The sequence below is a fragment of the Streptomyces sp. NPDC054847 genome (genome assembly GCF_053610925.1).
The window spans coordinates 9,211-13,451 of the sequence record NZ_JBSGZJ010000177.1; the positions used below are offsets into that span (position 1 = coordinate 9,211).

General features: G+C 70.4%; 2 protein-coding genes. One reads left to right on the forward strand and one right to left on the reverse strand.

What is annotated here, in order from left to right; all coding sequences use genetic code 11:
* Nucleotides 1-1,263 (reverse strand): HAMP domain-containing protein (locus ACWGH4_RS18995; RefSeq protein ID WP_397939338.1); only part of this gene is annotated, 1,263 nt, incomplete at its 3' end.
* A 267-nt stretch (nucleotides 1,264-1,530) separates the two neighbouring features.
* Here ACWGH4_RS18995 and ACWGH4_RS19000 point away from each other — a divergent pair.
* Nucleotides 1,531-4,179 carry a SpoIIE family protein phosphatase gene (locus ACWGH4_RS19000; RefSeq protein WP_453462051.1) on the forward strand — a complete coding sequence of 883 codons (2,649 nt, stop codon included), beginning with the start codon at nucleotides 1,531-1,533 and terminating at the stop codon, nucleotides 4,177-4,179.
* Nucleotides 4,180-4,241: the final 62 nt, after the last annotated feature.

Genomic DNA, 4,241 nt, shown 5'->3' on the forward strand with positions numbered 1-4,241 from the left:
CACCTGCGCGATGTCACGCACCTGTGTGGTCAGGTTCCGGAAGACGGTGTTCACCGAATCGGTGAGGTCCTTCCACGTACCCGCCGCACCCGGCACCTGCGCCTGACCGCCGAGCAGACCTTCCGCGCCGACCTCGCTGGCGACGCGCGTGACCTCGTCCGCGAACGTCCGCAGCGTCTCGGTCATCTGGTTGATGGTCTCGGCGAGCTGGGCAACCTCGCCCCGCGCGTTGACCGTGACCTTCTGCGACAGGTCACCGTTCGCGACGGCCGTCGTCACCTCGGCGATGCCGCGCACCTGAGAGGTGAGGTTTCCGGCCATCGTGTTCACCGAATCGGTGAGGTCCTTCCACACGCCGGCCACACCGGGAACGGTCGCCTGACCGCCCAACTCGCCCTCGGTGCCCACTTCCCGGGCCACCCGGGTCACCTCGGAGGAGAAGGACGACAGCTGGTCGACCATCGTGTTGACGGTGTCCTTCAGCTGAAGCATCTCGCCCGCCACGTGAACCGTGACCTTGCGGGACAGATCACCCTTCGCGACGGCCGTCGTGACGAGAGCGATGTCACGTACCTGTGCCGTCAGCCGGTACGCCATGGTGTTGACCGAATCCGTGAGGTCCTTCCACGAACCGGACATACCGCGCACCTGGGCCTGGCCGCCGAGCTTGCCCTCGGTGCCCACCTCGAGAGCGACCCGGGTCACCTCGTCGGTGAACGCCGACAGCTGGTCGACCAGGCTGTTGACCGTACGCGCGACCTTCAGGAACTCGCCGCGCAGCGGGCGCACCGCCGCCGCCCCGTCCTGACCGTCCGCGGCGGGCGAGCGCAGCTCCATCCGCTGCTCGAGATCACCGTCGGCGACCGCGGAGAGCACACGCCCGACCTCGGAGACGGGCCGTGCCAGGTCGTCCACCAGCTCGTTCGCGGCGTCGACAGCCGCCGCCCAGGAACCCTCGCAGGCACCCGTCTCCAGCCGCTCCGTGAGCTTTCCCTCACGGCCGACCATCCTGCGGACTCTTGCGATCTCACCCGTGAGGTGGAGATTCCGGTCGGCGACCTCGTTGAAGACAGCCGCGATCTCGGCCATCACACCGTCGCCGGACACCGTCAGACGGCGGCGGAAATTGCCGTCGCGCATCGTCACAAGCGCCGCCAGCAGCCTGTTCAGGGCCGCCGTATCGACTTCGGTTGTCCCATTGCTCCGGGACCGTCCGCCTTTCGCGCGCGTATCCTTTGCCCGCGCCGTCACGCCAGACTCCACCGTGTCCCTCCCGCAGGGGTTGACCGTCACTGCCTGGGCAGTCTCAGGAAGCCTGCCCAGTGTTTCACCATGCCGGAACCAGGCGATAACAGTTCGGCAGCTTCGCATAGCGTCCCCACCCCCGGAGGGCGGAAACAGCGGCAACCGGCATCCGCTCGGACAGCGAAGGTAAGTAACCTGGCATCCGGCTGTCCAACCGCCCCGGTCCGCCCGGCGGGGGCGGTGTGGTGCTCGCTACCACCGGGCACCGGGAGGGGTAGGCCGATCATGGCAGAGCCGGGCGTCGAGACGCGTACGAGGAGTTCTGTGATCACCGCGCGGGCGGCTGCCAGCTTCGACCCTGTCGGGCGGTCCGTCGCGACCGCCCGTGCCTTCGTCCGCGACACCCTCCAGGGGTGGGGATATTCCGACGTGGTGGACGACGCGGTGGTGCTCACCAGCGAGCTCGTCACCAACGCCGTCATCCACGCGGGAACCTCCGCGGACGTACTGTGCCTGCGCTCCGAGGACGGCGTCCGCGTCGAGGTCGCCGACCGCTACCCCGAGCGCGAGGTCCCGATACAGGGCGCCGGCCGCGCCATCGCGAACCTCGACAGCGAGAACGGCCGCGGGCTGCTGCTGTGCGCGGCGCTCGCCTCGCGGTGGGGCGTCGAATACACCCCCACCCACAAGACGGTGTGGTTCCAACTGGATCTGCCGCAGCGGCCCGTGGGCACCAGGTCAGCCGGTCCGGTACTGCCCACCGCGATGCTTCCGGTGGCCGAGGAACGGGTACGGGTCGCCGTCACCCAGATCGACCGCACCGGCACGATCTCCGCATGGAACGAGGACGCTGAGCGTCTGTTCGGTTACGCGGCGGACCAGGTCGTCGGCAAGCCGCTCACCGACCTGGCGGCCTGGCCGCAGACACCGGGCATCGGCACAGGCATCGCAGAGGCCCTTCAGATGTCCCGCTGGGAGGGCAGCTACGGAATCCGCGGCCTCGACGGCCGTGTACTCCCGGTTTACGCCTCCCACCTGCGCGTACGGGACGCGGACGGCGAGCCGTCCACGGTCTGCCTCCTGGTACGCGACGACGAGCGTGCCGTACTGCAGACCCCTCAGCGGACCCCCGACAGCGGCCCGGAGCACCGCAGCACGGACCCGTTCGAGGTCTTCATCGGCTCACCCGCCCCCGACGACCTCGACGGACTGCTCCAGCGCACCGTCGAGCGGGCCAGGGACATGCTCGACGGCGACGCCGCGTTCCTGCTCCTCGCCACCGACGACGAGACGGAGCTGGAGGTACGGGCCACGACGGGCCTTCCCTCCGCCCGTCAGCGCTTCGCACGCGTCCCGGTGGAAGCAGGCGCCGGACGGTACGGCTCCGCCCGCATGCCGGCGGTCCACGAGGACCTCACGGCCGTCCCCGGCGCCGTCCCGCTCCTCAACTCCACGGGCATGCGCTCGGTGGTCACAGTGCCGCTGAAGGTGGAGGGCCGGCTCACCGGCTCCCTCGGCGTGGCCGCCGAATCCGCGGGCCGCTACTCCAACGAGGAGGCCCTGCGGCTCCAGTTCGCCGCCGACCGGATCGCGCTGGCCGTCGAGTCGGCCCGCCTCGGCGAACTGGAACGGCTGCGCCGCGGCTCCCTGTCCTTCCTCGTCGAGGCCTCCGACCTGCTGGCCGGCACCCTCGACCGGGACCAGACGCTCGCCCTGATGGCACAGATGACGGTTCCCACGCTCGCCACCTGGTGCGCGGTCTACACGATCGCCGACCAGTCGTCCGAGCCGTACCTCAGCTATGTGCTGCACGAGGACGAGGAGCGCATCGACGGCCTCAAGGCCCTCCTGTCGAAGATCGACCCTCCGGACCCCGTCCCGACGCCCGGCGCCCGCGTATGGAACGCACCCGCGGAGGCCGCACAGCGCGCCGCCCTGCTCGCTTCCAAGCGTGAACTGGGCCTCGGCTCGACTCCGCCCGTCTCCTCCGGGATCGGCACAACGCTGGCCACAGCGGCGGCTGTCGGCGGCGAGACCGTCGTACTGCCGCTCGTGGCCCGCAACCGCGTGATCGGCATGCTGACCCTCGGCAAGCCCTCCGACGACCACTTCCGCCAGGAGATCCTGGAACTGGCCGAGGACCTTTCCCGGCGAGCGGCCCTGGCGCTCGACAACTCGCGGCTCTATTCGGAACGCGTCGCGATCAGCCAGTCCCTGCAGCGCAGCCTGCTGCCGCCGGAACTGCCGCTGATCGAGGGCGTGGAGGTCGAGGTCATCTACCGCGCGGCGGGTGAGGGCAACGAGGTCGGCGGCGACTTCTACGACCTGTTCCCCATCCGGGACGGCGCGTACGGCTTCGCCATCGGCGATGTCTGCGGCACGGGCCCCGAGGCCGCGGCCGTGACGGGCCTGGCCCGCCACGCGCTGCGCCTGCTGGCCAGGGAGGGCTTCGGAGGCCCCGCGGTCCTGGAGCGGCTGAACGCGGCCATTCTCGACGAGGGGGCCCGCAGCCGGTTCCTGACGCTCCTCTACGGCGAGTTGTGGCCGCAGGAGGACGGCAGCGCGATCCTCAAGGTCGTGTGCGCCGGCCACCCGCTGCCGCTGCGGCTGCGCCAGGACGGCACCGTGGAGCCGGCGGCCGAACCGCAGCCGCTGCTCGGTGTGATGGAGGACCTGGAGCTGTACGAGCAGATGGTGACGCTCGATCCGGGTGACGTCCTGCTGTGCGTGACCGACGGCGTCACCGAACGCCGCGAGGGCACGCGCATGCTGGGTGACGACGGCCTGAGCGACGTTCTGACGACCTGTACGGGACTCACCGCCGGTGCGGTGGCGGCCCGGGTGTTGAGGGCAGTGGAGCGCTTCGCGGCGGAGCCGGCGTCGGACGACATGGCCATCCTCGCGATGCGCGTCCCGGAGCCGCACAACAGCTGACGGCTGCTCATGGCAGCCGGCCGCGTCAGCGAATCGGCACACGAAAAAGGCCCCCGCCTTTC